Source organism: Methylocella silvestris, assembly GCF_002891535.1.
In the GTDB taxonomy this organism is placed as follows: domain Bacteria; phylum Pseudomonadota; class Alphaproteobacteria; order Rhizobiales; family Beijerinckiaceae; genus Methylocapsa; species Methylocapsa silvestris_A.
In genome coordinates this window covers 1-26,640 of the sequence record NZ_PDZR01000004.1, presented here as the reverse complement: position 1 = coordinate 26,640, position 26,640 = coordinate 1, and the positions used below count along the sequence as shown (strand labels likewise).

Sequence of the window (26,640 nt, the reverse complement as noted above, 5' to 3'; positions counted from 1 at the left end):
GGCGTTCGGTCCCCGAAAAACCTAAAACCGCGTCGTGAGTTGCGTCAGCCACTCTGGCGACGCGGCGACCAACGCCGCCTCGATCGCCTTGTCGACCCCAAGCAGGAGGCTTGCGGCGGTCGCGACGAAAGCGACGCCAAGCGCCGATTTAAACCCGCTGCCGGCCTTGGCGAGATTGCCGCGCCAACGCCGAAACGTCTCGCGCGAGAGCATGCCAAGCAGGAGCAGCGGCGCCGCCGCGCCAAGACCGAATGCGCCCATGGTCAGCGCGACCTGTCCGAGGTTTTTTCCCTGCGCCGCCAGCACGGAGGCGGCGCCGAGCGTCGGGCCGACGCATGGGCTCCAAACCGCGCCAAGCAGCAGTCCGACGCCAAATTGCCCGGCGAGCCCGCTCGTCGAGAACCGCCCGAGCCGGCGGTTCGCCCAATCGCTGACGGGCCCCGCCACGGCGGCCGCCCACGCCTGAAGTTTTGGGAAGATCAGCACGACGCCTAGGACGAGCAGGAGAGCCGCCGCGGCCTTGCGAAAAACGTCGCCGTCAAGACCGATGGCGAAACCGGCCGTCGCGACGAAGAGGCCGATCGCGACGAAAGACAGCGCGACGCCGCAGGCGAGGGCGGCGGGGCCAAGTCGATGCTCGCTGGCTGCAGCGCCGAACACAATCGGCAAGAGCGGAAGCACGCAGGGCGATAAGGCCGAGAGCAGTCCGGCGACGAAGGCCAGTCCAAGGGGGAGGATCATGGCGTCGCGCTCGATAGCGTTTTGTTGAGCAGGGCGGCGATGGACGCGGGAGCGGTGTCGCCGACGGAGCGGCCGACCTCTTCTGGTCCCCTGAACGCAATCAGGGTGCTCTGCGATTGTGTGTGAAAAAGCCGCAAGACATCCTTGCGGCTGTCGAAATCGACATCGAACACGGCCAAATCCTCGAATTTTGGCGCGGCGGTCAATTCGCTGAGGATCGGCTTTTGCGCGCGGCAGGTCGGGCACCAGGGCGCGGTAATCTCGATCAGGATCGGCCGGCCCGCCTTCTGCGCTGCCTCGAAGTCGCCCTGCGTAAATTCCGCGGGCTCGGCGGCGTGGCCGGACGCGACGCTGAAAAGGGCCAAAGCGCCCGCCAAGGCGGCAAGGACAGTGCGGCGATGCATGTTTTAACTCCGTGCGCGAAAGAACGCCGTCCTGATTTGCAGGCTTGGCGTCTCTGTCTTCGCCGGAGCGGCCGGATTTATTACGGCCTCACTCTTTCTTGACCGGCGGCGCCGTCGTCATTCGGCCGCGTCGGAATGTTTCGTCGCCGCGGTGGCGATCGCCGGGTAAATGTCGAGATCGGCCGCGGCCTCCGGCCGGTTGTGATCGCGCGCGATCAGCGTATAGACCGCCGGCGTCACGAACAGCGTGAACAGCGTGCCGATGCTCATGCCGGAGGCGATCACGACGCCAATGGCGAAACGGCTGCTCGCGCCTGCGCCCTCGGCGAGGATCAGCGGGATCATGCCGACGACCATCGCCGCCGTCGTCATCAGGATCGGCCGCAGCCGCACCGCCGCCGCATGTTCGATCGCCTCGCGCCGGTTCATGCCTTCGTCTTCCTGCATCCGGTTGGCGAATTCGACCATCAGGATGCCATGCTTCGAAATCAGCCCGATCAGCGTCACGAGACCAATTTGCGAATAGATGTTCATGCTCGCCGCGCCGACGACGCCGAGGATGTTCAACGGCAGGAGCGCGCCGAACATCGAGGTCGGCAAAGCGATCAGGATGATGAAGGGATCGCGAAAGCTTTCGAACTGCGCCGCGAGCACCAGGAAGATGACGATCAGCGCGAAGACAAACGTCAGCAGCAGCGTATTGCCTTCCTGGACAAATTGCCGGCTCTCGCCCTGGTAATCGACGGTGAAGCCGGCAGGCATCAGTTCCTTCGCCTTGGCTTGCAGAAAATTGATTGCCTCGCCCATGGTGTGGCCGGGGAAGGGCACCGCCTGCAAGGTAGCCGAATTCAATTGCTGGAAGGTCGGCAGTCCGTTCGGCTGCACGCTGTTCGAAATGCTGGCGACCGTCGCCAGCGAGACGAGGTCGCCATTGGCGGCGCGGACCTGATAGCGCGTCAGCCAGTCCGGCGTCAGCCTGAAGTCGCGCGGGGCCTGGGCGATCACCTCATAGCTGCGGCCGTTCATGCTAAAGCGATTAACGTAATTGCCGCCGAGCAAGGTCGCGAGCGAGGAGCCGATCTCCTGCATATTGAGGCCGATCCGGTTCGCCTTGGCGGCGTCGATTTTCAGTTCGATCTGCGGCAGGTCGAATTTCAGATCGCTGTCGGTGAAGATAAACAGGCCGCTCTCCTGCGCCGCCGCCTGAATCTTGGCCATGACGTCGGCGATGTCCTTGTAGTCTCCGATCGAGCGAACGACGAACTGGATCGGCGGGCCGCCGGTCGATCCCGGCAGCGCTGGCGGCGAGAAGGCGAGAATCTGCGCGCCAGTCACTTTCGCCAATTTCGGCTGGAGCTCGGCCAGGATCTTTTTCTGATTGCGCTGGCGGTCTCCCCAAGGCTTCAGGATCAGGCCGCCGAATCCTTGATGCACGCCGCCCGACCCGTTGATGAGAAAGACATGGTCTTTCTCAGGAATCTCGTCGGCCGCCCGCTGAACCTGCGCGGTCGCCTTTTCGAGATAATCGAGATTGGCGTATTGCGGCGCCTTGATCAGCGTGAAGATCGCGCCCTGGTCCTCCTCGGGAGCGAGCTCCTGCGGCGTCGAGACGAACATCACGGCGGTGAGGGCGAGCACGCCGACGAGGATCAGCATCGTCATGGCGCGGAAATTCAGCGTTTTGTGCAGGCGCCTTTGATAGGCGTCGCGCAGCCAGTTGAACAGGCGGTCGAGCAAAGCCGGAAAGCCGCGATGCTTGTCCGAGGGCGGCTTCAGCAGCAGCGAACACATCATCGGCGACAGGGTCAGCGCAATGACGCCCGAGACAACCACCGCGCCGGCGAGGGTGAAGGCGAATTCGCGGAAAAGCGCGCCGGTGAGGCCGGAGACGAAGCCAATCGGCGCATAGACGCAGGCGAGCGTAATCGTCATCGAGATGACAGGGCCGGTGATCTCGCGCGCGCCCTGCAGCGAGGCCTCTTTCGGCGACATGCCGTCCTCAATGTGCCGGTAGATATTCTCGACGACGACGATGGCGTCGTCGACGACAAGTCCAATCGCCAGCACGAGGGCGAGCAGGGTCATCAGATTGAGCGAATAGCCGAGCGCCAGCAAAATAATCATCACGCCGACGAGGGAGAGCGGGATCGTGACGATCGGGATGATCGTTGCGCGCAGGCTGCCGAGAAACAGAAAGATGACGACGATGACGACGAGCGCCGCCTCGATCAGCGTTTTCTTGACCTCGTAGATCGAGGCGCGAATGAATTCCGTGGCGTCATAGGCGATCGCCGCGTCGAGGCCGACCGGAAGCTGCGCCTTGAGCTCGGGGAAGGCCTCGCGCACATTGTTGATGACGTCGAGCGGATTGGCGGTCGGGGTCGGATAGATGCCGACGAAGACGGCCTTCAGCCCATCGAAAACGGACGAGGAATCCACCGATTCGGGGCCAAGCTCGATGTCGGCGATGGCCCCGAGCCGGGTCAGCGCGTCGCCCTTCGCCGAAACCACCAATTGGCTGAAAGCCTGCGCGGAATCGAGCGAGGTTTGCGCATTGATGCTGGTCTGGACGAAATCGCCCTTGATCTGGCCTGCGGCGGCCGTGAAATTATTTGCGGCCAGAGCTGCCCTGACGTCATTTGGGGTGACGCCGCGCGCCGCCATCCGGTTCGGGTCGAGCCAGACTCGCATGGCGAAGGTCTGGCCGCCAAGAATCTGGGCGTTGGCGACGCCGTCGATGGTCTGCAGCTTCGGCTGCACCACGCGGGTCAGATAGTCGGTGATTTGCGAGCCCGACATGACCTTCGAATTGAAGGACATATAAAGCAGCGCCGTGGAATCGCCTGTCTGCTTGACGACAATCGGATCGAGCGCCTCGCGCGGCAGCTGATATTTGACCTGGCTCACCTTCGACAAGACGTCCGCGACGGCGCGGTCAGCATTGGCGTTGAGGATGAGGTTCAGCGTGATCGTCGAGGTATTCTGCTGCGAGTTCGACACCAGCGTGTCGATGCCTTCGGCGCTCGCGACAGCCTGCGCGATCGGCGTCGTGATGAAGCCCTTGATGACGTCGGCGTTGGCGCCCGGATATTGCGTCGTGATGGTGATCGTCGTCGAAGACAGCTCGGGATATTGCCGGACCTGAAGCTTCGACATCGCCTGCAGGCCGACCAGCAGAATGAGCAGGCTGACGACGCTCGCTAGAACCGGCCGGCGGATGAAAATATCGGTAAAGGACATTCTCATTCCTTCGGGCGGACAGGGAGCGGCGAAAGTTTCGCGTCCGGATCGATTTGCACCGCCATATCGGGCGCGAGCTTGACCTGGCCTTCGCTCACGACGAGCTCCCCTGGCTTGACGCCGTCGAGGATCGCGACGCGATCGGCCTTCGTCTCGCCGAGCCGAACGAAACGGCGTTCCAGCTTCATCGGCCCGTCGGCGCCGCCCGGCGCCGCCTGGGCCGCGCCCGCCTGCGGGGCGGGATCGGCCGGCTTGACGACGAAGACGGTGTCGCCATAGAGCGAATAGGTAATGGCCGTGCGCGGCACGGTCGTGACCTCGACCGGGGCGCCGGCGCCGACCATCACATTGGCGAACATGCCCGGCAAAAGCAGCCTGTCCTTGTTTGCGAACAGGCCGCGCACCAGCACATTGCGGCTGTCGGCGGCGACGCGCGCGTCGACGGTCTCGATCTTGCCCCGGAAGATCTGGCCGGGATGGGCGTCGACCGTGACCTCGATCTCCTGGCCGGGCTTCAGCATGCCGAGCCATTTTTCCGGCGCGGGAAAATCGACATAGATCGGATCGAGCTGCTGCAGCGTGATCAGGGTCGTTCCCGGCGAGACATATTGGCCAAGATCCATCTTGCGGATGCCGAGCCGGCCCGCGAAGGGCGCGACGATCTGCTTTTGCGCGATTGTCGCGCGCACCTTTTCGACGGCGGCGGCGGCGGAATCGCGCGTCGCTTCGGCTGAGTCGAGATTGGCCTTCGCGGTATTGCCGGTGACGGTCAGCTGGCGCTGGCGCTGCAGCGCAAAATCGGCGTTTTTGAGGATGGCGAGATTGTTCTTGAGGTCGGCCTGTTCGACGAAATTGTCGATCTCGAACAGCGGCGCGCCCTTGTCCACGTCCTGACCCGACTGCGCCTTGACGGCGACGAGCGCGCCGCCGATCTGCGGCGCGACGTCGATGCCCTGCACGGCGCGAAAACTGCCGATCGCCGGCAGTTGCGGCGTCCAGGATTCAGCCATCGCCCCGGCGACGGCGACTGTCGCGGGCGGGGGCGCCGCCTGGGAGATGAACTGCCGGATCATCTGCGGCTTGGTTACAAATTGAAAATAGCCCAGTGCGGCGGCGAGCCCGGCGAGCACGAGGAAAACGACGATAAGACTGAGTGTGCGTTTCAAGTTTGTGCCCTGGTAGGGTCGAAAGAAATAGCGGTCGGACGACGCGGTTTCAGCGCGCGCCCTTCAATACCGCAAGAGCAAAAGCGTCTTCCCTGTCACTCTGACGGGGTTTTTGCGTCCAAATTCCGGCTTTGGCAAATACGGCTCCATCACTACTTCGGGCAGGGCCGGCCTTCAAAACAAAATCTCGACAACAAACTCATGAATTCCGGCCCCTCGCGGTGTCGCAAAACCTATGCGAGAACCCGATAGGTCCTGAACCAGGCGATTGCGTGTTTCCAGGCGTCCTCTGCCTGTTCCTTGCGGTAGCTCGCACGGTAATCAGCGAAAAACCCATGTGGCGCGCCCTCATAGATTTCAAATTCGGCGATTTTGCCCGCAGTTTTGAGTTTTTCTTCCATTTGGCGGACCTGATCGGGCGGAATGCCTTGATCCTCGGCGCCATAGAGGCCGAGCACCGGAGCCTGCACCTGGCCGGCGAGCGCAAAGGCGTTCTGCGGCATCGCCGCGCTCGGCGGGTCCATAAGGCTGCCGTAGAAGGAGACGCCGGCCTTAAGAGCCGGATTATGCGTCGCGTAAAGCCAGACGGTGCGGCCGCCGCGACAAAATCCGATGATGCCGAGACGCTCGCCGTCGCCCCCCTGCGCGATGGCGTAGGCGGCGCTGGCGTCAAGATCGGAGAACAACTCGGCGTCAGGCTTGCTGTTTACGAGCGGCATCAGGTCGGAAATGCTCTCGATTTTTGTGAGGTCGCCCTTGCGGAAATAGAGATCTGGAGCCAGCGCCAAAGCGCCGAGCTTGGCGAGGCGGCGGGTGACGTCCTTGATGTGCTCGTGCAGCCCGAACACTTCCATCGCGACAAGAATGATCGGCGGCCTGTCGACGCCCGCGGGCCGCGCGAAGTAGGCCGGCATGGCGCCGTCGCCGGTTTTGATGGTCGTCATTCCTGCGACAAGCCCATCGGCGTCGGTGCGAATGGCCTCAGCCCTGACGGGGCCGCCCGCAATCGTATAGCCGGCCGCAAGCGCCGCTGACGAACCCATGAAGCCGCGCCGCGAGAGGGGCGCTGCGCGGGTCAAGCCGCGGACGTCGGACGTATCGCTTGCAGCGGCGACTTCATTGGGATTGAGGGTTGCTTTGCGGCGCATGAGCGACCTTTCGTCCACGTTGCTCTCCGAGCGAAATTGCGAGCCGCTTATATAAGGTCGCCGCGGAGCATCCAACATACCGCCGCGAGCGTCACGGGCCTCGCAATCTTAATAGTTTCATAATTTTGGCGCCTCCCGCACCGTGATATTTCTTGATCGCGCAGACTTCGCAAGGCGGAAGCGTCGATCTCGACGCGTCTCACCTTGTTTCGGCTCGCGAAGTCCGCGCGTTCAAAGAAGAATTACAAGTGGGGAGGGACGATATGAAAAAAATGACAGTTGTGCTCGGATTGGGCCTGTTGGCGCAACTTGCCGCGGCGCCCGCTGACGCGCGCATGGCGTGCAATATCCCTGACGCGACGGTAAAGAATGTTCAAGCTCAGCTCGACAAAGTCATCAAGCTTGCAGACGCCAATGGCGGCATCTTCAAACCGAACCGCATGTGGTCGGCGATTGTCGATCGCAAAGGCCAGATCTGTTCCGTGATAAGCATCGGCGACGCCTGGCCGGGCAGCCGCGCCATCGCCATCGCCAAAGCCGGAACGGCGAATGACTTCAGCAATGACGGTTTGGCCTTGTCGACCGCAAATCTCTATGCGCCGACGCAGCCCGGCGGCTCGCTCTACGGGCTCAACAACTCAAACCCGTTCGATCCCGCGTTCCTCGCGCAGGATTCGCTCCCGCAGGCGTCGTCGTCGCAGGTCGCCTCGGTCGATAGTTTCCCGGAGCTGTCGCGCAACGGCAAGGTTCCCGGCGGCATTATCACCTTTGGCGGCGGCGTCGCCCTCTATGACGCCAACAAAAAAGTCCTTGGCGGCCTTGGCGTCAGCGGCGACAGTTCCTGCGCCGATCATGCGATCGCCTATCGCATGCGAAAGGCGGCCAAACTCGACAATATCCCCGGTGGCGTCGGCCCGGGCGGCACAGACAATATCGACTACGCTGCGCTCGGCGTCGCGCCGACCGGCTTCCAGCAGCCGCACTGCTTCCCGAGCGATATAACGCCCTGATCGAATACGAAAAGGCGCGCCCCTTGAAGGGGCGCGCCATCAGCTAAAGATTTTCGGGAATCAGCGCTTGACGGCGTCCGAGACCTTGCGGCCGGCGTCCTTCACATCGCCGACCGACTGGCGCACGGCGCCTTCGGCCTTGTCGGCCTTGCCTTCGGCGACAAGTCGGTCATTGCCGGTCACCTTGCCGGCTGCTTCCTTAACCGCGCCCTTCACCTTGTCAGCCGCGCCTTTGATGTGCTCTTTATCGACCATGTCTTTTCCTCTCGTGAAGATGCACCGGAAACGGCGGACTTCCGGCTTGGTTCCAAAGGCGGCGGGCGGGAATCGGCGCTGCGCCAGGCGGAAAAATTGCGGTTTGGCGGGACAAGGTTCAGCCTTGAGCGAGCCGCGTTGACGAATTTGCCCCAAGCTGGTCTACATCCGCCGACATTGCGCAGGCTTCCAACTTAAAACCGGTTCGGGGATGAACTTAGCGACGCCTTTTGAGAACGCCTGGCGGTATCAGGAGCTGATCCGGGCCGTGGTTCGACGTGAATTGGCGGTCCGCTTTCGCGGCTCCATTCTTGGTTGGCTGTGGGCGGTGTTCGGCCCGCTGGTCATGCTCTCCGCCTATACGATCATTTTTTCGAGCGCGGTCGGCGTTCCCGCCTCGGCTAAAAACGTCGGCGTCGGCGGCTATGCCCTGTCGATCTTTACCGGGCTGATTATTTTCAATCTTTTCAGCGAGATCGCCTATCGCTCGCCGGGCATGCTGCACGAGCAGGCGGCGCTCATCAAGAAATCGATCTTCCCCAGCGAGACGCTGGCCTGGACCGCGACCATTCGCGGCTCGGTCTACGCCTTGATCAGCGTCGCAGTGCTGATCTTGTTCAAGATCGGCGCGTCTTTTTCGCTGCCCTGGACGATATTGTTGACGCCCCTCGTTGCGATCCCGTTCTTTTTATCGCTGCTGGGGATCTCCTGGTTCCTGATGGCGCTCGGCTCCTTCACGCGCGACGTCGCTCACCTGATGATCTCGATCGTCCCGGTTTTCATGTTCGCGACGCCCATCTTCTATTCGATCGACGACGTTCCGCCGCATTTGCGCCTTTACGTACATTTAAATCCCATAGGCAATAACGTAGAGATGATGCGCGATCTGCTTTTGTTCGGCCGATTGCCCGATGCGCTGCTGTATTTCGGGACAGTCGCCGGATCGCTCCTCGTCTTTTATTTCGGCTATCGTTTTTTCATGCAGTACAAGGCCGTTTTCGTCGATGTCATCTGAACTCGTCATCAGCTGCAGCCATGTCGGCAAAGCGTATCAGCTGTATATCCATCGCAACGACCAGCTGAAGCAGGCCCTTTTTGGCCGCTGGAAGCAGTTTTACCGCCAGCATTGGGTGTTGAAGGACGTCAGCTTCAAGGTCCATCAGGGCGAGCGGGTGGGCATCATCGGCCGCAATGGCGCAGGCAAAACGACGCTGCTGCAGATCATCTGCGGCATTACCAGGCCGACCATCGGCAGCGTCACCGTTTCCGGCCGCGTCGCGCCGATCCTCGCGCTTGGCTCGGGTTTCGACCTTGAACTCACCGGCCGTGAGAACGCCTTGATCGGCGGCGCGATCCTTGGCGTCAAGCGCTCCGTGATCGAGGCGCGGCTGAGCGATGTCGCGGCCTTTGCAGATATTGGCGATTTCTTCTATCAGCCGCTGAAAATGTATTCGACCGGCATGGCGGCCCGGCTCGCCTTTGCCGTCTGCGCCTATGCAGACGCCGATATTCTGATCGTCGATGAGGCGCTTTCGGTGGGCGACGGCGCCTTCCAGGCCAAATGCGACGCCTTTATTCAGGATTTCGCCAAAAAGGGGACGATCCTCGTCGTCTCGCATGACATGAAGATGCTGTCGCATCTCTGCGATCGCGTGATCTGGATCGATGACGGCGCCGTGCGCGACCTTGGCGCTCCGGAGGATATCATCGACGACTATCTCCACGAGATCGACGGTCGGCCGCGCGCCGTCAAGGTGGCTTCGGCCTGACGGCTCGGTCTCGAGGCGGAGCGTTTATTCCGGCAAGGTCAGCCCCGCGCCTTTCGGGGGGCTTTCGCTTTCGGATCAAAATTCAAATCCGCCGCCGCTGCAAAAGGGGCCAGCGAATGGCGCGCAGAGGCTGCGGCCTCGGCGGCGATCGAATGATAGAGCGCGATCAGAGCTTCGCCGAATTCGGTGATCGCCGCGCCCCAGTCGCGCCGGCCCGGGAAGGTCTCGACGATCGGTCGGTCGAAGCAGCGGTTCAGGCGATCGACGCTTAGCCAGCATGTTCTATAGGAGAGCCCGACGGCGCGACTCGCCCCGATGATGGATCGCTTGGCGCGAATCATGTCGATCAGTTCAACGTCCGCCGGCCCGAGCGAACCGCCGTTCGGCCAGTGCAGTTCGATCTTGACGACGGCGGCGCGCTTGCCGCCGGTCACGCGGGCGCCGGCAAAAGCTCTGGCGGTTCGACCGCGCCGAATTTGGCGTTGCGCCGCGCGATCAGGAAGAGAGCAAGGCCAAGCTCGGCGGCGATGGCGAGGCCGATCAGCCAGATCAGATGCGGGTTTTCACGCACGATCGACTCCGAGCCGACCAGGATGCCGACGTGGATCAGCGGAATGGCGAGAATGGTCGAGGTCGTCGCCGCCGAGCCGCGTCCCGTCGCCGCCGCGACGGTCAAGACGAGCCCCACCGCGAGCAGCGCATGGGTCAGCGCCAGAATCGGAATGAAGCAGCGCTTTGCTGCTTCGCTCATCCATTCCGCATAGCCGCGCGGATCCCATCGCTCGGGCGGCAGGGCGGCGAAGAAATCGCCAAGCGGCAGTTCGAAAACGCCGCGCCAGTCTCGTTTCGGCAGGGCTCCCGCGCCCTGCATGTCGATCGGCAGCGCATATTGCTCGAAATTGGCGTTGCGCATCGCCTGCGCCCCGGACGGCAGCGTCTGGATCGAGCCATGATTGAGGACGATCACCACGCCCTGCTCGTTGCGGCGGAATTCGGCCTCCTCCGCATTGATGATCTGCTCCTCGTTCTTTTCAGCGGAATATTGGTAGATGAACATGCCGGAGGCGACGTCGGAGGAGCGCCAGCGCTGGAAGAACATGGTCCGCGCGCCCTTGTCGAAAGTGTAGAAATGCGCCGGCTCGAGCATACGGTGATTGAGCGAATTGCGGATGACATGGATGACGTCATGCATCTGACCGACATAAGAGGGGGCGATGTAGGACGAAAGAGCGTAGCCGAGGCTGACGGCCGCCACAGCGACGATTAGCACCGGCGCGCAGAGGGACCAGACCGAAAGCCGGATCGAGTAGAGGACCGCGATCATGCCGTCCGACGACATGCGGCTGAATTCGAGCGCAACGGCGACCCCGACCGACAGCGGCAGGGCAAGATAAAGCACGGTCGGCAAGGTGCCGAGCAGGGCGGGCAAGAGCAGGCCGCCGCGGATGGCCGCCGCCGGCAGCGTCTGGAACAAGGACGTCATCACCAGCGGAATGCACAGCATCGCCTCTATCAGTAGCGCGGCGACGGCAATCCGTTTCGCAAGATAGAGGGTCAGCAGCCGCGGCATATCGCAGCTCCTCAGAGTTTGAGGCGCGCGTGCGCTCTCTTTGAATAATCGAGCCATGCCTTGTCGAAAACGCGGCGGCTTGGCAGCGACGTGGCGCCGGCCCAATGGGCGAAGAAAATCCGGTCTTTCGCTCCGTCGAGCGGCAGACCCTCGACGTCGAAGGTGACGTCCTGCGCCTTGTAGAAGCTTTCGTCGGAGGCGCCCGGAACGCGTTCCGTCAGCGAGGCGATCTTGAGCCCGCGCCGATGCGTGATGAAATTGCTCAGAGGCTGAGCGAACAGCATGCCATGCTTGCGCACGTCATGAAAAATCGCCTCGTCGCGCTCGATCACTTCATAAAAATGCTGCAGCGACAGGATCTTGTTCGAGGTGATGAAAAAGCCGTCGTTGAACAGCCTGACGTCGCGCAGAAAATCATATTTCGCGCGTTTCTTGTTGTAGACATATTCATCGCTGGTCGACGCCATGATGAAATCGGTCTTGCCCGGCTCCAGCTTGCCGAACGCCTCGCTGACGTCGCGGAAGAGGATTGTGTCGACGTCGATATAGAGCACCTCGTCAAGCGGCAGGGCGAGAGACAGAAATTTCCGCAAGCGGCGCCGATGTCCCGGAAACAGGGGATAGAGCCGGCTGGCCAGGGCGTCGAGCTCGCGCGAATCCTCGGTGACGAGGTGGACGCCGTAGATGTCGGCCGCCCGGCGGGTCAAGGTCAAATTATCGTCATAAGGAATGAGATAGAGCGGCGTTTTCGCATTTGTCGCCGCATAGCTTTCGAGAAAGGGCAGCAGCCAGTCGGAAATCCGGTCATTGGCGACGATGGCGACGCCCCTTGCGCCCGTCTTGCCCGCCGCGGCCTCGGCGGGCCGCACAACGGGGGCGGCGACAGCCGGCTGCTGGCCGGTTTGATCGTCTAACATAGGTTCGCGCATCAGAATGAGTCAGGCCATGTTGATTAAGCATCGCCCATAGCGCAACGCCGCATGCAAGTAAAATCGGCGCCGGTGAGGCTTCATCGACGCCGATCGCGCCAGAGCGCGGGGCTCCGGTTCATCGCGATGCAGCCTGATCCGCCTCGTCGAGATAGCCGTATCGTTCGAGCGTGGATCGCGCCTGATCCATGAAGATTCGCAACGCCTCGGGCGACATCTCATCCTTGTAGCTGCCGGCTTCGCCGCGACGGAAAAAAAACGGGCGGTCAAAAGCGTGATCGTCGCGGCCGAATCCCTGTTTTGTCTCTTTTTCGCGCAATTTGTCGAAGGAGCTCGCTTCCGCCACCCTCCGAAGATGCTCGTCGTCGCGGGAGACGCCTGCGAATGCGCAAAAGCGCCGCAGCTCGGCCACGGTATCGCGCAGCAGATCTTCATATTTGATTACGATCATGTCCGCGCCATAGGGGTTTTTCGCCCAGGCCTCGACATGTTCGCTCCAATGGCAGGGATAAAGCGGCGTCGCCCGGTTGACAAACTCCAGAAGATCGATCGCCCGGCGGTCCATCACCTCGCGATAGTGGCGATAGGACACCATGGCGTCACGGCCGTCGCGCAACAGATAAACGACCCGCCGAAAATTAGGCAAAGGCAAATCATGCGACTTGAAAAACATCGGCGTCGCATAGCGCTTGTAGAATCTGCCATGGTTTACGTCGGGCGCGAGATCATGCGCCAGTCCCGGCGGACTGAGATTGATGTCCACGCCGAACACCGCGCCGGCGACGAGGTTTTGAAACCAGGTGTTGCCGGACTTGGGAAATCCCACGACGAAAATATCTTCCGGCAAATATTCGCCGATCGGCGTAAAGCCTTCAGGGACGAATTTTTTTTTTGACGAGCCTTGCAAGGCTCCTGTCCTTTGCAAGAAAGCGCCGATCCTTTCGAAAGCCGACATATCAGCCCTTTTCCTCAAGTTGCCCGCGCCGGGCCGCTGGCGCGGTTTTGGGTTTTTCTTCACGGAATATTACAAATCATGCTTTGTTTGGACAGAACTGATTTTCGCGTTTCGCTAAAATAGAATAATTATTTCCCGATCAAGGCCCCCGATTTGGAACGTTTTAAATCTTCGCCTTCGCGCGTCGCGCTGCCCTAAGCCATCCTTGGCGGCGTGTTTTTGAACAAGCTGCTATTTAACTTGCGTGCGGATCTGTCTGAGATTTGCCCCGTTCGCCGAAAATGCCCTAGAGCCTGATGTCGTGGCGCAGAGGCCGGCTTACGGCCGCATCCGGCGCCCCGATGGATCAATGAGTTTCTTGGGCTTGAAGCGATTCGGCCCTCACGCAAACGTGATTTCATGAGCGGGCGATGACGGGCATCACGACAAATTCCAACCTCGGTCGCGCGGCGGCTTCCCCGCCGCCGCAGGACGCGGAGGCGGCGCTTGCGCAAGAGGATCGGCGCCTGGCGATCACTGCCGAACTTGCCGGCAAGACCGTGCTGCTCATCCATCCGGCCTGGCATTCCTGCGGCAGCCATCAGGTGTTTGTATCGCAAGCGCGAGCCTATCGCAGCCTTGGCGCGCGTGTCCTCAGCCTCGCCATCGCCGATTCACCGGGCGCAGTGGAAGGCTCACGCGCGCATAAAGCCTATGCCGCGGCGACGCAGGATCTTGAGGCGGACACTCGATTCTATTCGGGCATGCCGCTGGCGCGCGTGCCGCGTCCGGCTTTTCTCAATGCGGCTCGGCTCTGGCTGCACGGCAATTTCGCCGCCATTCTGGTCGAAAGCGCAAGGCTCGCGCCGATCCCCGCCGCTCTCCCGGCCGAGACAAAGATCGATTTCATCCATTGCAATCATTTTTTCTGCATGCCCGTGGCCATGGCGATGAAACAGCGCCATGGCGCACCGGTCGCGCTCGACACCCATGATCTCCAGGCGCGGCAATATGCCCTGCGCAATGAATCCGGCTGGACCGTCCCGCCGCGGGCAAAATTCGACGCCATGCTCGGGATCGAGCTCGCCGAGCTCGGCAAAGCCGACGTGCTGCTGCATCTCAACAATGAGGAGGCGGCGAGTTTCAAGATGCTGTTGCCGTCGAGCCGGCATGAACTCGTCTATCCGGCGACGCCGCCCGTCGGGATCGGAGCCGGCGGCCCTGATTTCATCATCGTCGCCAGCGCCAATTATGCGAATTTTCTTGGCGTTGTCTGGTTTCTCGAACAGGTTCTGCCGCTCGCGCCGAATGTCGCGGTGAAAATCATCGGCAATATCGATCGCGAATTCCGCACCCGCGCGCCGGCTCTGTTCAGGCGCCATGCCGCGCTGTTTTCCGGGCGGATCGAGGATCTTGACGCGGCCTACGCCGCCGCCGCCGCCATCCTCCTGCCGACGACCGAGGGGCATGGCATTTCGATCAAGACAATCGAGGCGCTGTCCTCCGGCGCGCCGCTGATCGCGACGCCGCACGCCTTTCGCGGCATGCAGATCGATCCGGCGCAATTGCGCAATGTGGCGCTGGCGACGGAGCCGGCGGCCTTCGCCGCGGCGCTGGCCCGGGCGCATGCATCATGTCACGCGCAACCCGCCGACCGCAGCTCCTCGGACACGCGACGCGCCTATGAGGCGCATTTTGGTTTTGACGCCTATCGTTCGGCGCTGGCGCGGATCGCCGGGCCGATGCTTGGGCTTTAAAAACCATATAAAGACTTGCTTATATCTTTATTGCCTTGGTTGGCCGCGCCTGTTATACAGCTTCGAAATTTAGAGCGCCGGAGCCAGCCATGACCCATTCTTTCAATGATTACGCCATTACCGACATCAAGCTCGCCGATTGGGGCCGGCGCGAACTCGCCATCGCCGAGACGGAAATGCCCGGGCTCATGGCGACCCGCGCGGAATATGGGCCGAGCCAGCCGCTGAAGGGCGCGCGCATCGCCGGCTCGCTGCATATGACGATCCAGACGGCGGTGCTGATCGAGACGCTCAAGGCGCTCGGCGCCGACATCCGCTGGGCCTCCTGCAACATCTATTCGACGCAGGACCACGCCGCCGCCGCGATCGCCGCGGCCGGCATTCCGGTCTTCGCGCGCAAGGGCGAGAGCCTTTACGACTATTGGGAATATACCCACAAGATTTTCGAATGGGACGACGGCGGCGCGCCGAACCTCATCCTTGACGACGGCGGCGACGCCACCATGCTCGTGCATCTTGGCATGCGCGCCGAAGCGGGCGATACGGCTTTCCTCGAGACGCCCGGCAATGAAGAAGAGGAATTCTTCTTCGCCGCGATCAAGCGGCGGCTCGCCTCCCATCCCGGCATCTACACGAAATATGGCCAGGCGATCAAAGGCGTCAGCGAAGAGACCACCACTGGCGTGCACCGGCTCTATCTGATGGAGAAGGACGGCAAGCTGCTGTGGCCGGCGATCAACGTCAATGATTCCGTGACCAAGTCGAAATTCGACAATCTCTACGGCTGCCGTGAATCGCTCGTCGACGGCATCCGCCGTGGCACCGATGTGATGATGGCTGGCAAGGTGGCGATGGTGGCGGGCTTCGGCGACGTCGGCAAGGGTTCTGCGGCCTCGCTGCGCAACGCCGGCGCCCGCGTGCTGGTCTCGGAAGTTGATCCGATCTGCGCTTTGCAGGCGGCGATGGAAGGCTATGAAGTCACCACAATGGAAGACGCGGCGCCCCGCGCCGACATCTTCGTCACCTGTACCGGCAATATCGACGTCATCACGCTCGACCACATGCGGGCGATGAAAGACCGCGCCATCGTCTGCAACATCGGCCATTTCGATTCCGAAATTCAGGTCGCGGGCCTGCGCAACCTCAAATGGCATAATGTGAAGCCGCAGGTGGACGAGATCGAGTTCACGGACGGCAAGCGCATCATCCTGTTGTCGGAAGGCCGGCTCGTGAATCTCGGCAACGCTACAGGCCACCCGTCATTCGTGATGTCGGCCTCCTTCACCAATCAGACGCTGGCGCAAATCGAGCTGTGGACCAAGCAGGGCCATTATGAAAAGAAGGTCTACACGCTGCCAAAGCACCTCGACGAAAAAGTCGCGCTGCTGCATCTCGACAAGATCGGCGTGAAGCTCTCGAAGCTGACCCCGGCCCAGTCGATCTATCTCGGCGTGCCGGAGCACGGCCCGTTCAAGCCGGATCACTACCGGTATTGAGCGGTAGACTCAGCCCATAAAAAAGGCCGTCCGCGAGGGCGGCCTTTTTGTTTGCTTTTGTGCCGGAGGCATTGCCTTCCGCCTTCAGCTCTTCGCGCGGGGCTCCCTGACCGGGCCCAGATCTCCTCTCCCTCGATACGCAGCGGATAGGGATGCAAGGCGTTGCGCACGGCGTGGGTGACGCATTTGCCGGTGTCGCACTCAAAGCCCCAGTTATGGTGCAGGCAGGTCACCTTTCTGCCGTCGAAGCTCGACTCGGTCAGCGGCATGTCGGCATGGGGGCAGCGCCCGCGATAGGCCTTGAGCTCGCCGCCGGCCGGCCAGACCAGCAGAATGCTTTTCTTTCCAGCCTGGAAGAGGCCCATGCTTCCTTCGCCGACCGCGTCGGCGCTGCAGATTGAGATAAACGCCATCGATTCCGTCTCTCGCCGTGAACGCCAGAGCCGGGCAGCAAATTGCGGACCAGAAAAAAGGCGCGCTGCCCGGCGTGATCTCCGTCAAATGTCGTGAAAATGACCTTGCCGCGGAGGATTCTCAACAAATCAGCCGATTCTGTTTCGCCGATGCGCCACGAAACGGCGGCGGCTTTCCTCCGGCGTTCAGGGCGCCACCGGCAGCGTCACGCCAAAGCGCTTGACGATGGATGGATCGCCCTCCCATTGGAGCCACAACTTGAGCCCGAGGGTGGTCTTTTTCGTGGACGATCCCGCCGCTCTTGCCCGAATCGTCCAGCTTGCTTCGCCTCCAGCGCCGAGCGCGCCCGCCCGCGCCCGATACGGGCCCTGCCGCACGTCGAGCAATTCGGCGTCATAAGGCTCGAGGCTCCAGCCATAGCCGGTCGAGGGATTTTCGGGCAGCCGCAGGGTGATTGTTTCTCCGGCGTGAAGCCGGATCGTTCCGCCATTGTCCGCTTCGTCGGCGATGCGGCCCGCCTCCTGCGCCAGGGCAGCGCCGCTCGCCAGCACAGCGCAGGCGCAGGCTGCGATAAGGGCCTTGATACGTGCGCGGGCCATTGGCGATCTCGCTATCTTACGCGTGGCTATGGCCTCGGCTAAGGTCTCCCCAAGATTATAGGCGCAGCCGGACCGGGAGCCAGTCCTTTCCTCGGAACGCTTCGCCAAAGAAAGGGAGCATCTGCGTGAACAGGCGAGCCATTTTCCTGTCGATTGCAATCCTGGCGGCGCCATTTGCGTCGCGCGCCGACGATGGCGCGGACCCCGTGCTCGCCGCGGCGACCGACGTCGGCGGCGTGGTAATGTTCATGGAGTCCGGCGCGCCGGGCATGGTGCTCGCGGTCGTGCGCGGCGGCCACAGTCTCGTGGTCGGCTATGGCGAGACAGAAAAAGGCAACAAGCGCCAGCCTGACGGGGAGACGCTGGTTCGGCTGAATTCGATCACAAAGGTGTTCGCGACGGAAACGCTCGCCGCTCTTTCGGCGGAAGGCAAGCTGCGGCTCACCGACACGCTGCAACGTTATGCGGGCGCGGCCAAGGTTCCGGCGTTGAGCGGCCATGAGATTACGTTGCTCGATCTTGCGACCCATTCGGCGGCGCTGCCGCGCGAAATGGGGCAATCGCCCGAAGGGGTGATGCAGCGCGCCTGGCCGACGAGGGCCGACCGCTGGGCCTGGCTGCCGGGCTACAAGCTGCCATGGACGCCGGGCGCAATTGCTTCCTATTCGAACGTCAGCTTCGATCTTCTCGCCGACGCGATCGAGACCGCCGCAGGCGAACCCTATCCAACTGTGTTGCGCACGCGCGTGACGGCGCCGCTCGGCATGGCCAACACAATGTTTTCGCCGACGCCGGCGCAATGTGAAAGGCTGATGGTTGGCTCGGGGCTCGGAGGCGCCGGCCCCTGCGTCGACACGACAGCGACCGACGGCAGCGGCGGACTCTACAGCACGGCCAATGATATGGCGCGCTGGCTGCGCCACAATCTTGAGGACGCCAATGACGGCCCGCTGGCGCTGAGCCATGCGGTCTACCGGCAGCGCCAGGCGCTCGATGCGGCGATCGGTTTCGACGAGGCGGGACCGATGTCGGGCCTTGGCCTCGGTTGGGTGATCACGGCGGGGCAGGGGATTCGTCCGACGCTGATCGCCAAGAGCGGCGGCGGCGTCGGGTTCATGAGCTATATCGTCTTTGCGCCCGGACGCGGCGTCGGCCTGTTCGTCGCCGTCAACCGCGCCGATTTTGGCATGTTCAAACCGCTCACCGAAATGGCGAACGGGATAGTCATGGATCTCGTCACGCGCTAGCCAGGCGCTGCGCCGGTCGCGAGGATGATGTCGCGACCGGCCCCACGCGCGTTGCTGACCAGACCTAGTGGCGACGGGGTTTCTCGACGTTTTGTTTGATCCACTTCAGCAGGATGTCCGCCAGCTGTAGATTGTTGTTGTCCATCATGAGCATATGGCTGTTGCCATGAATGCCGAGATCATCCGGCAACGAGAGAAAAGTGGCGTCGCCGCCGGCGCTTTTGAATGAATTTACGGTGGCCTTGCAGTCATTGCGTCTTTGATCGCCATTCGCGCCGACCGCGCCGACGCTGTGATCGCCCCAGAACGAAATGAACGGCACCTTCTTATAATGGGATGTCACGTCCGACGAATTGATCGGCGTGCAGCCTCCCTCGACGGAGATCAGGCCCTTAACCAGATTGGAGCGTTGCACGACCGTTCCCAAACCGAGGGCGCCGGACTGCGAATGAACGACGAGGATCGCCGGGCCGATCTTGTCGAGCAGCAGCGCGAGATCATTGGTGGTGTTCGTTCCGCCGTTGACGAGCGTAACTTCCGTGTTGGGGACGAGCTGCTTCTGGTACTCATCCAGCGAGGGAAGCGGAAAGCGTTCGTCCGGCCACGCGGTTCCGTAAGATGGGCCAAACAGAAAATTCACCCATGCGCCTTCGACTGGATAGAGCTGAAAGCCGGCAGGGGGTAGCAGCGCGACATTCTGCTGCGCAATCGCCTGATTGACTGCGGTCGGGTTGAAACTCGAGCGGCCCCGTCCGGCCTGGTCGACGACATAGACCGGATAGCCGTGGCGCACGAAATAGGTCGCCCAACCTTCTCGGCCGTCCGGCGTCGTTTCATAGGTCATGCCTGTATGATTCGACCCATGCACCATGATGACGGGCAGCTTGCGTTCGGAGGGCCACGGAATCCAGTAGTGAACATACATCTGGTTGACGGTATAGGTTCCGGGCGCATTCAACCCTGTCGGCGCTGAGCTCGGAAAATCGGTATGGAGCTTCTGGCCGCCGATGAAAAAGCTTCCTTCATCTTCGAGGACCAGGGTCTGCCGCATGCTGTGCGGTTGCCACGGGCTGTTGTCATTGGCGCGCGCGCCGGGAGCGGCGAAGGCCGCCAGAGCGGCGACGCAGGCGAGCCCCGCGCGCGTGATCCAGCGAACGGTCGAATTGGCGTAAACTCTCATCAGGCGTCCCCCACTTGGCTTGGGAGCCAATAAGCAATGGGGTTCGCTCTCCGTCTTCCACGATCTTCCGATCGTTCCATGAAATACGGATTTGTATTTTTCCCCGGGCCGAGAACCCGCGGCCCGCGTCCGCTTCGACCACCGCTTGCGGGCGCGCGTTCAGCGTGAAGCCGCAATCAACCACGGCCGCCTTCGGCGCAGATGATCTGCCATTCCGCCTCGCTCACCGGCTGCACCGAAAGGCGGGAGTTATTCACGAGGATCATAGCCTTGAGGCGCGGATCGGCCTTGATCTCCTCCAGCGTCACGGGGCGCTTCAAGGGCGCCTTGGCGCGCACGTCGACCATGCCGAACTTGCCGCTGGCGTCGGATGGATCAGGATAATAGGGCTTGATGATCTCGACGATCCCGACGATCTCCTTGCCTTCGTTGGAATGGTAGAAAAACGCCTCTTCGCCGACCTTCATCGCCATCAGATTGAGTTTTGCGGAATGGTTGCGCACGCCATTCCAGAACGTGCCTTTCTTGCCCGCCTCGACCTGCTTGTCCCAGGACCACGAGGAAGGCTCGCTCTTGAGCAGCCAATGCGCCATCTTTTTCTCCCGCGCGCCGATTCGGGCGCTGCTGCGATTATGCCGCGTCAGCCTTCGGGTTTCGAGGGTCGCGCGAGAAGTTCCGCGATGGCCTCATCGATGGTGATCCGTTCCGCCAGCACGGCGTCGACCGCGTTGGCGATGGGCATGTCGACGCCCGCGGCGCGCGCGAGATCGACCAGCACGCCGCAGGTAAAGACGCCCTCGGCCAGCCCGACCCGTTCCGTTGCCTGCGCGATCGTTTCGCCGCGGCCAAGCGCGAGGCCAAGGGAAAAATTGCGCGAGAGCGGCGAGGTGCAGGTAAGGACAAGATCGCCGAGGCCCGAAAGGCCCATCAGCGTCGCGGGCTCGGCCTCGTAAGCGCGGCCGAATCGGCTGAGCTCGGCGAAGCCCCTTGCGATGAGCGCCGCCCCGGCGCTGGCGCCAAGCTCGCGGCCGGCGGCGACGCCGCTCGCGATGGCGAGCACATTCTTGGCTGCGCCGCCGATCTCGACGCCGCGAACATCGCTCGACGAATAGACGCGAAAGCCCGGCCCCGCGACGATGGCGGCGAGGGCGGACGCCACATTCGGATCGCGGGCGGCGAGCGTCACGGCTGTCGGGAGGCCCCGCGCGACGTCCTGCGCGAAGCTCGGGCCGGACAGGATCGCAGCGATATGCTCCGGCAGCGCCTCACGGACGATGTCGGTCACGAAACGGCCCGTGCCATGCTCGATTCCCTTGGCGCAGACGACGATCGGCGGCGTTCCTTCGAGCAGGGGGGCGATCTCGATGAGCACCTGGCGCAGCGCCTGCGCCGGGACGACGGCGAGAATGATGTCGGCGTCGGCCGCCGCCTTGAGGTCGGCGACGGGGGTCACATTGGAGAGCAGCGGCACGCCGGGAAGCCGCCGCGCATTGACGCCGGTCGCCGCCATTTCGGCGACGTGATCCGGGTCGCGCGCATAAAGGATAATCTCGCTGTCCGTCTTCGCGCGGCCGCCGCGCGCGGCCAGATTGGCCAGCGCCGTCCCCCACGCGCCGGCCCCCAGAACCGCGATCTTGCGGCTGCCCTCCCTCGACGCCATACTCGTCGTCCCTTTATTGAACGAGACTCGCCCCCGACCTTAACTACGTTCGATTTCGATTCGTTGGCAACGGGCGGAAGCTTGGGCAAGCGATTGCAATGAAGCTAAGCTTTTTCGTGATCGCCGCCGGGCGATCGGCCAGCGATAGAAGGATTCATGCAACGAAAACTCCAGCCGCATCCGCACGCCCGCATTTTCGAGCTGCGCGTCTATTATGAAGACACGGATTTTTCCGGCGTCGTCTATCACGCCTCCTATTTGCGCTTCCTCGAGCGGGGCCGCACAGAATTCCTGCGCGCGATCGGACTTGAGCATCGGACGATCTTCGAGCAGGGCGACAGCTTCTATTTCGCCGTGCGGGCCATGACGCTCGATTTCAAGAAGCCGGCGCTGATGGACGATCTCCTGGTCGTCGAGACGCGGATCGAGGCAGTTGGCGGCGCCTCGATCGGCATGGCTCAGAAGGTTCTTCGCGGCGACGAGATCCTGGTCGAGGCGAAGGTGAAGATCGCTGTCGTCGGCGCCGGCAAGGCGATCCGTATCCCCGGACAGATGCGGGCAAGACTCATCGACAATTCCGAAGCGGCTAACCCGATCTTAACCTGAACGAAGTCTAAATCGGGCGCGGCCGGCGGAAAGCGTCACGCAAGGCGCAGACTTGCCGGACACAGACGTGCAAGCCGCAGAAATGACCGATTTCGGCGTCAAGAGAACTGCTTGGGTCTCGAGGCGGAGCGACGCGGCGACCCGTGGGACTCGCCGCCGCCAGCCGATTTGAGGATGATTTGAAATGAATCCAGCCGATATTGCGGCGACCGGCGTGGCCGCGACAGGTTTCGCCCAGGGCAGCGAAGTTTCCCTTCTGTCGATGTTCTGGTCGGCGCATATCGTCGTCAAGCTTGTCATGCTCGGGCTGCTGGCGGCCTCCGTCTGGTGCTGGGCGATCATCATCAACAAGGCGATCCTTTTGCGCCGCACGCAGCGGGCCATCGATCAGTTTGAAGAAGTCTTCTGGTCTGGCGCCTCGCTTGACGAGCTTTATACGACGCTATCGGCGCGCCCGACCTCAGGCATGGCGAGCCTCTTTGTCGCCGCCATGCGCGAATGGCGGCGCTCAGTGCAGGGGGCGGCAACCTCCACTTTCATGGGCTTGCAGGCGCGCATCGAGAAGGTGCTCGACGTCTCCATCGCGCGCGAGGTGGAAAAGCTCGAATCGAATCTTTTGGTGCTGGCGACGGTCGCCTCCGCCAGCCCCTTTATCGGCCTGTTTGGCACGGTCTGGGGCATCATGTCGTCGTTTCGCTCGATCGCGGCCTCGCGCAACACTTCGCTTGCCGTGGTCGCGCCAGGCATCGCGGAGGCGCTGTTTGCGACCGCCATCGGCCTATTCGCCGCCATTCCGGCGCTGATCGCCTATAACAAGCTGCAGGGCGACGTCGCCAAGAAGCAGGCCCAGCTCGAGGGCTTCGCAGACGAATTCTCGTCGATCCTGTCGCGCCAGATCGATCAGCGCGCCGCCCACGATCAAGCGGCGTGAAGTCGGCCGACTGGCCGGCTGCAGAAGACGCATTCAAACGGCGCTGCTTAAGCGTCGCGAACAGCGCTGAAGGCGGGATAGGGTTCTGTCTGAAGGGACAGGGCCGCGCGCCGCACGCGGGAGATTGACCATGGCGATGTCGACAATTGCGGGACGCAAGGGCGGGCGCGGGCGCCGCGGCTCGCCGCGCTACCGGCCGATGGCCGACATCAACATGACGCCCTTTATCGACGTCATGCTGGTGCTCTTGATTATCTTCATGGTGGCGGCGCCCTTGCTTGCGACCGGGGTCGCGATCGATCTGCCGCAGACCAAATCGGCGGCGCTCAATGTCGAGCAAAAGCCTCTGTCCGTCGCGGTCGACGACAAGGGCGCGGTGTTTGTCATGGATGAGCCGGTTGATATGGCCAAGCTCGCCGACAAATTGAAAGAACTCGCCAAGTCCGGATTCGACGAGCGCATTTATGTCCGCGGCGCCAATCAGGTGAATTACGGCAAGATCGCCGAGGTGATGTCGATCATCACGACCGCCGGATTCAAGAAGGTCGCCCTCGTTACCGATCCGAGCAAGTCCTGACGCCTATGTCGCTGCGCGATCATCCAGGAGCCGCTCTGTCCGGCGGCGGGCACGCCCTGCTGCTCGCAGCCATGGTCTTTTCGTTCGCCCATTCCTCGAAATTCGACGATGCGCAGGAGACGATTCCTGTCGAGATGCTGACCGACTCGCAATTCAACCAGATCATGAAGGGCGAAAAGACCGCCAAACTCAGCGAGAAGCCGCAGCAGAAGGCGCAAAAGCTCGCTGAAATCGCCGAGGCGAAGCCGGTTGTCACGCGCGATCCCGCCAAGACCGACGTTCCCACCCCGCCGCCGCGCGCCCAGCCGGTGGAGGATCCCGGCCGCAGCGAGGAGGCGAAAGCCGCGCCGACGCCCCCGGAGCGTCCTGTGGACGAACCCGCCAAAGCGCAGCCGGAGCCGCAGAAGGCCGAGCCCGCCAAGACCGAGCCAGCAGCGAAAGCCGAGCCTGCGAAACAGGCGGCCGTGACGCCGCCGGACGCTGTTGCGCCGGACGCCGAAGAGCCAAAGCCCGTCGCCAAACCGAAGCCGGAGCCGAAGAAGGTCGCGGAGGCCAAGCCCGAGCCGAAGAAAATCGTTGCTGAGCCCAAGCCGCGGCCAGTTGAGCCGCAGAAAAAGCCCGAGCCAAAATTCAAGCCGGACGAGCTCGCCAAATTGCTTGAGGAGCAAAAGCCAAAGGACAAGCCGCAGGAGATGCCGGCGAAGCCAAAATCGGGCGAGGAGAGCGCCGAACCGACGCCAAAGTTCGACCTCTCGGCGATTAGCCGCTTGCTCAACAAGGACGCGCCGCAGCAGAAAGCGGCGACGGGACGCGAGTTGCAGCAGGTTGCCTCGCTCGGCTCTCCGACGGCGAGCGCGTCAAAAATGTCGCCCAGCCTGTGGGCCCAGCTCGACGGCATCCTGCAGGACCAGTACCGCCACTGCTGGAATTTCGTCGGACTGGCCGGGCAACAGAAATATGTGCCGCAGATTCATGTGCAATATGCGCAGGATGGCGGGCTCGTCGGCGCGCCTGAATTGCTGAACCCGCCGGCCGACCCCAATCTGCGCTCGCTCGCCGACAGCGCGCTGCGGGCAGTGCGCCGCTGTAACCCGCTGCGCATTCCCGCGCAGTACCAGCCCTTCTATGACCAATGGAAAGGCCGGATCGTCCGCTTCGATCCGGAAGACATGCTTTGAACATTGCAAGGTTGAACCGCCGTTTTTTCGCCCTCCTGATCGCTCCTTTCGCCCTGTGCGCGATCCTCGCCGTCAACCCGTTGGCGCTGTGGAGCGCCCACGCCGAGGACCGCTATCTCGACGTCCGCCGCGGCGAGTTCAATCCGGTCTCGATCGCGGTGACGCCCTTCGCCGGCGATCCGACGGCCGCCGCGCAGGTTACGAACATCATCACCAATAATTTCAAGCGTTCGGTCTTTCTCGCGCCGATTGACCCGAAAAGTTTTGCAGGGCCGGCGGCAAGTCCAGATCAGACGCCCGATATGACGCCGTTTCGCGCATTAAACGCCCAATTCGTGGTGACCGGCCGGAGTGGGCGCAATGCCGACGGGAGGTTGCAGACGGAGTTTCGTCTGTTCGACGTGGCAACCGGTCAGCAGGTCGCCGGCCAGCAATATGTGACCGATCCGAATAATTCGCGGCGCGTCGCCCATATCGTCTCCGACGCCATATTTTCGCGGATCACCGGGGAGGGCGGCGTGTTCGATACGCGGATCGTCTTCGTCGATGAGACGGGGCCGCCGGAGCGCCGCCGCAAGCGCCTTGCGATCATGGATCAGGACGGCGCCAATGTGCGCTATCTGTCGCGCGGCGACGACCTCGTCGTGACCCCGCGCTTCTCGCCGTCCTCGCAGGACGTGACCTATATGTCCTTTGGCGCGGCCGATCCCAAAGTTCTGCTGCTGAACATCGAGACCGGACAGCGGGAGGTAGTCGGAAATTTTCCCGGCATGACCTTCGCGCCGCGCTTCTCGCCCGACGGACAGAAGATCGTCATGTCTCTCTCGCAGGGCGCGGCGACCAATCTCTACGCCATGGATATCAAGTCGCGCACGACGACGCGACTGACCGATTCAGGCGCGATCGACACGTCCCCGTCGTATTCGCCGGATGGCTCGCAGATCGTGTTCGAATCCGATCGCGGCGGCAGCCCGCAGCTCTATACGATGTCGGCGAGCGGGGGGGTGCCAAAGCGGCTGTCCTTTGGCGAAGGCCGCTATTCGACGCCGGTTTGGTCGCCGAAGGGCGATCTCATCGCCTTCACACGACAGAAGGGCGACACTTTCGCCATCGGCGTGATGCGTCCAGACGGCACGGGCGAGCGCATCCTGACGGAAGGATTCCACAATGAGGGACCGACCTGGGCGCCGAACGGATTATATCTGATGTTCTTCCGCGATCCCGGCGGCTCCGGCGGCTCAAAGATCTATATGGTCGATGTGTTCGGCCGCGGGGAGTTTTTGGTGCCGACGCCGAGCTATGCGTCGGACCCGACCTGGAGCCCCTTGCTGAATTGACCGGGCGCCGCCGGCCGACAACAGCCGGCGGCCATGGTCGCGCGGGACTGAAATTTATTCGCCTGAAGGGGATTCTTCCGCGCGCCCGAGCCTGCCGCGGAGCCTCGGAATGACGCGCTCCTCGCTCGCCCCATTCAGGGCCGCCATGGCAGGCGGCGGCTCGGAAGCGATCTCGGCGTCGCGCGCGGGCAATTCCAGCGTGACCTCACGGGTTTCTTTTTCGAGCGTCGCCGAGCGCGGGCCGACCGAGCGCACGGTCCACCCGCCGTCATCCGCCTCGCCGATGCGCAACCGCAGGGACTTCCCGGATTCATCGGCAAACAGGCCGACGCTGAACTCTTCGCCGCGGACCACGCCGACCAAGGTCATCTGTGGCGGCTCGGGCTCCGCGGGGGCTGTCTCTTATACACATCTCCGAGCCCACGAGACGCGTAGTAATCTCGTATGCCGTCTTCCGCTTTAAAAAAAAAAGTAGTGATTACCGCGCCAAAC

Annotated in this window: 26 protein-coding genes and 1 pseudogene; 11 read left to right on the top strand and 16 right to left on the bottom strand. The window is 62.5% G+C overall.

Annotated elements, in window-relative coordinates:
- Nucleotides 1-21: 21 nt before the first annotated feature.
- From CR492_RS05705 to CR492_RS05685, 5 genes are all read right to left on the bottom strand, one after another.
- On the bottom strand, nucleotides 22-741 hold the full coding sequence (locus tag CR492_RS05705; RefSeq protein WP_102842787.1) for a cytochrome c biogenesis CcdA family protein: 720 nt from the start codon (nucleotides 739-741) through the stop codon (nucleotides 22-24).
- Nucleotides 738-1,145 carry a thioredoxin family protein gene (locus tag CR492_RS05700; protein ID WP_102842786.1) on the bottom strand — a complete coding sequence of 136 codons (408 nt, stop codon included), beginning with the start codon at nucleotides 1,143-1,145 and terminating at the stop codon, nucleotides 738-740. Before CR492_RS05700 ends, CR492_RS05705 begins: the two co-directional genes overlap by 4 nt.
- Before the next feature lie 117 nt (nucleotides 1,146-1,262).
- On the bottom strand, nucleotides 1,263-4,385 hold the full coding sequence (locus tag CR492_RS05695; protein ID WP_102842785.1) for an efflux RND transporter permease subunit: 3,123 nt from the start codon (nucleotides 4,383-4,385) through the stop codon (nucleotides 1,263-1,265).
- A 2-nt stretch (nucleotides 4,386-4,387) separates the two neighbouring features.
- A complete protein-coding gene (locus CR492_RS05690) occupies nucleotides 4,388-5,551 on the bottom strand; it encodes an efflux RND transporter periplasmic adaptor subunit (protein ID WP_102842784.1) in 1,164 nt (387 codons plus the stop codon).
- A 233-nt stretch (nucleotides 5,552-5,784) separates the two neighbouring features.
- Entirely contained in the window at nucleotides 5,785-6,699 is a 915-nt protein-coding gene (locus CR492_RS05685; protein WP_102842913.1) for a dienelactone hydrolase family protein, read from the bottom strand.
- Between the two features lie 263 nt (nucleotides 6,700-6,962).
- On the opposite strand from CR492_RS05685, the gene CR492_RS05680 reads away from it, so the two are divergent.
- Nucleotides 6,963-7,709: a GlcG/HbpS family heme-binding protein gene (locus CR492_RS05680; protein WP_102842912.1), complete on the top strand. Its 747-nt coding sequence runs from the start codon at nucleotides 6,963-6,965 to the stop codon at nucleotides 7,707-7,709.
- Nucleotides 7,710-7,769: 60 nt separating this feature from the next.
- Here the strand turns inward: CR492_RS05680 and CR492_RS05675 are convergent, their stop codons facing one another.
- A complete protein-coding gene (locus tag CR492_RS05675; protein ID WP_102842911.1) occupies nucleotides 7,770-7,964 on the bottom strand; it encodes a CsbD family protein in 195 nt (64 codons plus the stop codon).
- 268 nt (nucleotides 7,965-8,232) lie between these two features.
- Between CR492_RS05675 and CR492_RS05670 the strand changes: the two genes are divergently transcribed.
- Both CR492_RS05670 and CR492_RS05665 read left to right on the top strand, forming a co-directional pair.
- Nucleotides 8,233-8,979, top strand: coding sequence for an ABC transporter permease (locus CR492_RS05670; protein ID WP_348626706.1), 747 nt, complete (start codon nucleotides 8,233-8,235; stop codon nucleotides 8,977-8,979).
- Nucleotides 8,969-9,733, top strand: coding sequence for an ABC transporter ATP-binding protein (locus CR492_RS05665; protein WP_102842782.1), 765 nt, complete (start codon nucleotides 8,969-8,971; stop codon nucleotides 9,731-9,733). Before CR492_RS05670 ends, CR492_RS05665 begins: the two co-directional genes overlap by 11 nt.
- A 38-nt stretch (nucleotides 9,734-9,771) precedes the next feature.
- On the opposite strand, the gene CR492_RS05660 is transcribed toward CR492_RS05665, so the two are convergent.
- The 4 genes from CR492_RS05660 to CR492_RS05645 form a co-directional block, all read right to left on the bottom strand.
- Entirely contained in the window at nucleotides 9,772-10,167 is a 396-nt protein-coding gene (locus CR492_RS05660) for a winged helix-turn-helix domain-containing protein (protein ID WP_102842781.1), read from the bottom strand.
- Entirely contained in the window at nucleotides 10,164-11,303 is a 1,140-nt protein-coding gene (locus tag CR492_RS05655; protein ID WP_102842780.1) for an LptF/LptG family permease, read from the bottom strand. The genes CR492_RS05660 and CR492_RS05655 overlap by 4 nt, the downstream gene beginning before the upstream one ends.
- 11 nt (nucleotides 11,304-11,314) lie before the next feature.
- Complete coding sequence (locus CR492_RS05650; RefSeq protein WP_245411980.1) at nucleotides 11,315-12,220, bottom strand: hypothetical protein; 906 nt, start codon at nucleotides 12,218-12,220, stop codon at nucleotides 11,315-11,317.
- A 130-nt stretch (nucleotides 12,221-12,350) separates the two neighbouring features.
- The gene (locus tag CR492_RS05645) at nucleotides 12,351-13,139 is read right to left on the bottom strand and encodes a sulfotransferase domain-containing protein (protein ID WP_180982444.1); all 789 of its coding nucleotides are present in this window, start codon (nucleotides 13,137-13,139) and stop codon (nucleotides 12,351-12,353) included.
- Between the two features lie 458 nt (nucleotides 13,140-13,597).
- On the opposite strand from CR492_RS05645, the gene CR492_RS05640 reads away from it, so the two are divergent.
- Both CR492_RS05640 and ahcY read left to right on the top strand, forming a co-directional pair.
- Nucleotides 13,598-14,923: a glycosyltransferase gene (locus CR492_RS05640; RefSeq protein ID WP_102842777.1), complete on the top strand. Its 1,326-nt coding sequence runs from the start codon at nucleotides 13,598-13,600 to the stop codon at nucleotides 14,921-14,923.
- Nucleotides 14,924-15,012: 89 nt separating this feature from the next.
- Nucleotides 15,013-16,419 carry an adenosylhomocysteinase gene (gene ahcY, locus CR492_RS05635; protein ID WP_102842776.1) on the top strand — a complete coding sequence of 469 codons (1,407 nt, stop codon included), beginning with the start codon at nucleotides 15,013-15,015 and terminating at the stop codon, nucleotides 16,417-16,419.
- A 92-nt stretch (nucleotides 16,420-16,511) separates the two neighbouring features.
- Here the strand turns inward: ahcY and CR492_RS05630 are convergent.
- Together CR492_RS05630 and CR492_RS05625 are read right to left on the bottom strand one after the other, a co-directional pair.
- Nucleotides 16,512-16,832 (bottom strand): annotated as a pseudogene (locus tag CR492_RS05630) (Rieske 2Fe-2S domain-containing protein); the annotation flags it as partial.
- Between the two features lie 186 nt (nucleotides 16,833-17,018).
- Entirely contained in the window at nucleotides 17,019-17,432 is a 414-nt protein-coding gene (locus tag CR492_RS05625) for a protease inhibitor I42 family protein (protein ID WP_180982443.1), read from the bottom strand.
- Between the two features lie 125 nt (nucleotides 17,433-17,557).
- Between CR492_RS05625 and ampH the strand changes: the two genes are divergently transcribed.
- Nucleotides 17,558-18,679 (top strand): D-alanyl-D-alanine-carboxypeptidase/endopeptidase AmpH, encoded by a 1,122-nt coding sequence (gene ampH / locus CR492_RS05620; RefSeq protein WP_102842773.1) that lies wholly within the window; start codon nucleotides 17,558-17,560, stop codon nucleotides 18,677-18,679.
- A 64-nt stretch (nucleotides 18,680-18,743) separates the two neighbouring features.
- Here the strand turns inward: ampH and CR492_RS05615 are convergent, their stop codons facing one another.
- The 3 genes from CR492_RS05615 to CR492_RS05605 all read right to left on the bottom strand — a co-directional run bounded on the left by CR492_RS05615 (nucleotide 18,744) and on the right by CR492_RS05605 (nucleotide 21,519).
- Nucleotides 18,744-19,859, bottom strand: coding sequence for a hypothetical protein (locus CR492_RS05615; RefSeq protein ID WP_102842772.1), 1,116 nt, complete (start codon nucleotides 19,857-19,859; stop codon nucleotides 18,744-18,746).
- A gap of 176 nt (nucleotides 19,860-20,035) precedes the next feature.
- Nucleotides 20,036-20,452, bottom strand: a complete 417-nt coding sequence (locus CR492_RS05610; RefSeq protein ID WP_102842771.1) for an EVE domain-containing protein — start codon at nucleotides 20,450-20,452, stop codon at nucleotides 20,036-20,038.
- A gap of 47 nt (nucleotides 20,453-20,499) precedes the next feature.
- The gene (locus CR492_RS05605) at nucleotides 20,500-21,519 is read right to left on the bottom strand and encodes an NAD(P)H-dependent glycerol-3-phosphate dehydrogenase (protein ID WP_102842770.1); all 1,020 of its coding nucleotides are present in this window, start codon (nucleotides 21,517-21,519) and stop codon (nucleotides 20,500-20,502) included.
- Nucleotides 21,520-21,675: 156 nt separating this feature from the next.
- Here CR492_RS05605 and ybgC point away from each other — a divergent pair, with 156 nt between their 5' ends.
- The 5 genes from ybgC to tolB all read left to right on the top strand — a co-directional run bounded on the left by ybgC (nucleotide 21,676) and on the right by tolB (nucleotide 26,148).
- A complete protein-coding gene (ybgC, locus tag CR492_RS05600) occupies nucleotides 21,676-22,125 on the top strand; it encodes a tol-pal system-associated acyl-CoA thioesterase (RefSeq protein WP_102842769.1) in 450 nt (149 codons plus the stop codon).
- 184 nt (nucleotides 22,126-22,309) lie between these two features.
- Nucleotides 22,310-23,056 (top strand): protein TolQ, encoded by a 747-nt coding sequence (gene tolQ, locus CR492_RS05595; protein WP_102842768.1) that lies wholly within the window; start codon nucleotides 22,310-22,312, stop codon nucleotides 23,054-23,056.
- Between the two features lie 130 nt (nucleotides 23,057-23,186).
- Complete coding sequence (locus CR492_RS05590) at nucleotides 23,187-23,633, top strand: ExbD/TolR family protein (protein ID WP_180982442.1); 447 nt, start codon at nucleotides 23,187-23,189, stop codon at nucleotides 23,631-23,633.
- 5 nt (nucleotides 23,634-23,638) lie between these two features.
- The gene (locus CR492_RS05585) at nucleotides 23,639-24,811 is read left to right on the top strand and encodes a cell envelope biogenesis protein TolA (RefSeq protein WP_102842766.1); all 1,173 of its coding nucleotides are present in this window, start codon (nucleotides 23,639-23,641) and stop codon (nucleotides 24,809-24,811) included.
- On the top strand, nucleotides 24,766-26,148 hold the full coding sequence (gene tolB, locus CR492_RS05580; RefSeq protein WP_180982441.1) for a Tol-Pal system beta propeller repeat protein TolB: 1,383 nt from the start codon (nucleotides 24,766-24,768) through the stop codon (nucleotides 26,146-26,148). Before CR492_RS05585 ends, tolB begins: the two co-directional genes overlap by 46 nt.
- 54 nt (nucleotides 26,149-26,202) lie before the next feature.
- Here the strand turns inward: tolB and CR492_RS05575 are convergent, their stop codons facing one another.
- Nucleotides 26,203-26,517, bottom strand: coding sequence for a hypothetical protein (locus tag CR492_RS05575; RefSeq protein WP_102842765.1), 315 nt, complete (start codon nucleotides 26,515-26,517; stop codon nucleotides 26,203-26,205).
- Nucleotides 26,518-26,640: the final 123 nt, after the last annotated feature.

Coding starts and splice junctions, on each gene's coding strand:
- CR492_RS05585 (WP_102842766.1), top strand. CDS start 23,639: ATGTCGCTGCGCGATCATCCAGGAGCCGCTCTGTCCGGCGGCGGGCAC.
- tolB (WP_180982441.1), top strand. CDS start 24,766: ATGGAAAGGCCGGATCGTCCGCTTCGATCCGGAAGACATGCTTTGAAC.
- CR492_RS05680 (WP_102842912.1), top strand. CDS start 6,963: ATGAAAAAAATGACAGTTGTGCTCGGATTGGGCCTGTTGGCGCAACTT.
- CR492_RS05640 (WP_102842777.1), top strand. CDS start 13,598: ATGACGGGCATCACGACAAATTCCAACCTCGGTCGCGCGGCGGCTTCC.
- CR492_RS05650 (WP_245411980.1), bottom strand. CDS start 12,220: ATGTTAGACGATCAAACCGGCCAGCAGCCGGCTGTCGCCGCCCCCGTT.
- CR492_RS05590 (WP_180982442.1), top strand. CDS start 23,187: ATGGCGATGTCGACAATTGCGGGACGCAAGGGCGGGCGCGGGCGCCGC.
- CR492_RS05625 (WP_180982443.1), bottom strand. CDS start 17,432: ATGGCCCGCGCACGTATCAAGGCCCTTATCGCAGCCTGCGCCTGCGCT.
- CR492_RS05615 (WP_102842772.1), bottom strand. CDS start 19,859: ATGAGAGTTTACGCCAATTCGACCGTTCGCTGGATCACGCGCGCGGGG.
- tolQ (WP_102842768.1), top strand. CDS start 22,310: ATGAATCCAGCCGATATTGCGGCGACCGGCGTGGCCGCGACAGGTTTC.
- ahcY (WP_102842776.1), top strand. CDS start 15,013: ATGACCCATTCTTTCAATGATTACGCCATTACCGACATCAAGCTCGCC.
- CR492_RS05605 (WP_102842770.1), bottom strand. CDS start 21,519: ATGGCGTCGAGGGAGGGCAGCCGCAAGATCGCGGTTCTGGGGGCCGGC.
- CR492_RS05705 (WP_102842787.1), bottom strand. CDS start 741: ATGATCCTCCCCCTTGGACTGGCCTTCGTCGCCGGACTGCTCTCGGCC.
- CR492_RS05675 (WP_102842911.1), bottom strand. CDS start 7,964: ATGGTCGATAAAGAGCACATCAAAGGCGCGGCTGACAAGGTGAAGGGC.
- CR492_RS05685 (WP_102842913.1), bottom strand. CDS start 6,699: ATGCGCCGCAAAGCAACCCTCAATCCCAATGAAGTCGCCGCTGCAAGC.
- CR492_RS05610 (WP_102842771.1), bottom strand. CDS start 20,452: ATGGCGCATTGGCTGCTCAAGAGCGAGCCTTCCTCGTGGTCCTGGGAC.
- CR492_RS05695 (WP_102842785.1), bottom strand. CDS start 4,385: ATGTCCTTTACCGATATTTTCATCCGCCGGCCGGTTCTAGCGAGCGTC.
- CR492_RS05575 (WP_102842765.1), bottom strand. CDS start 26,517: ATGACCTTGGTCGGCGTGGTCCGCGGCGAAGAGTTCAGCGTCGGCCTG.
- CR492_RS05655 (WP_102842780.1), bottom strand. CDS start 11,303: ATGCCGCGGCTGCTGACCCTCTATCTTGCGAAACGGATTGCCGTCGCC.
- ybgC (WP_102842769.1), top strand. CDS start 21,676: ATGCAACGAAAACTCCAGCCGCATCCGCACGCCCGCATTTTCGAGCTG.
- CR492_RS05665 (WP_102842782.1), top strand. CDS start 8,969: ATGTCATCTGAACTCGTCATCAGCTGCAGCCATGTCGGCAAAGCGTAT.
- CR492_RS05700 (WP_102842786.1), bottom strand. CDS start 1,145: ATGCATCGCCGCACTGTCCTTGCCGCCTTGGCGGGCGCTTTGGCCCTT.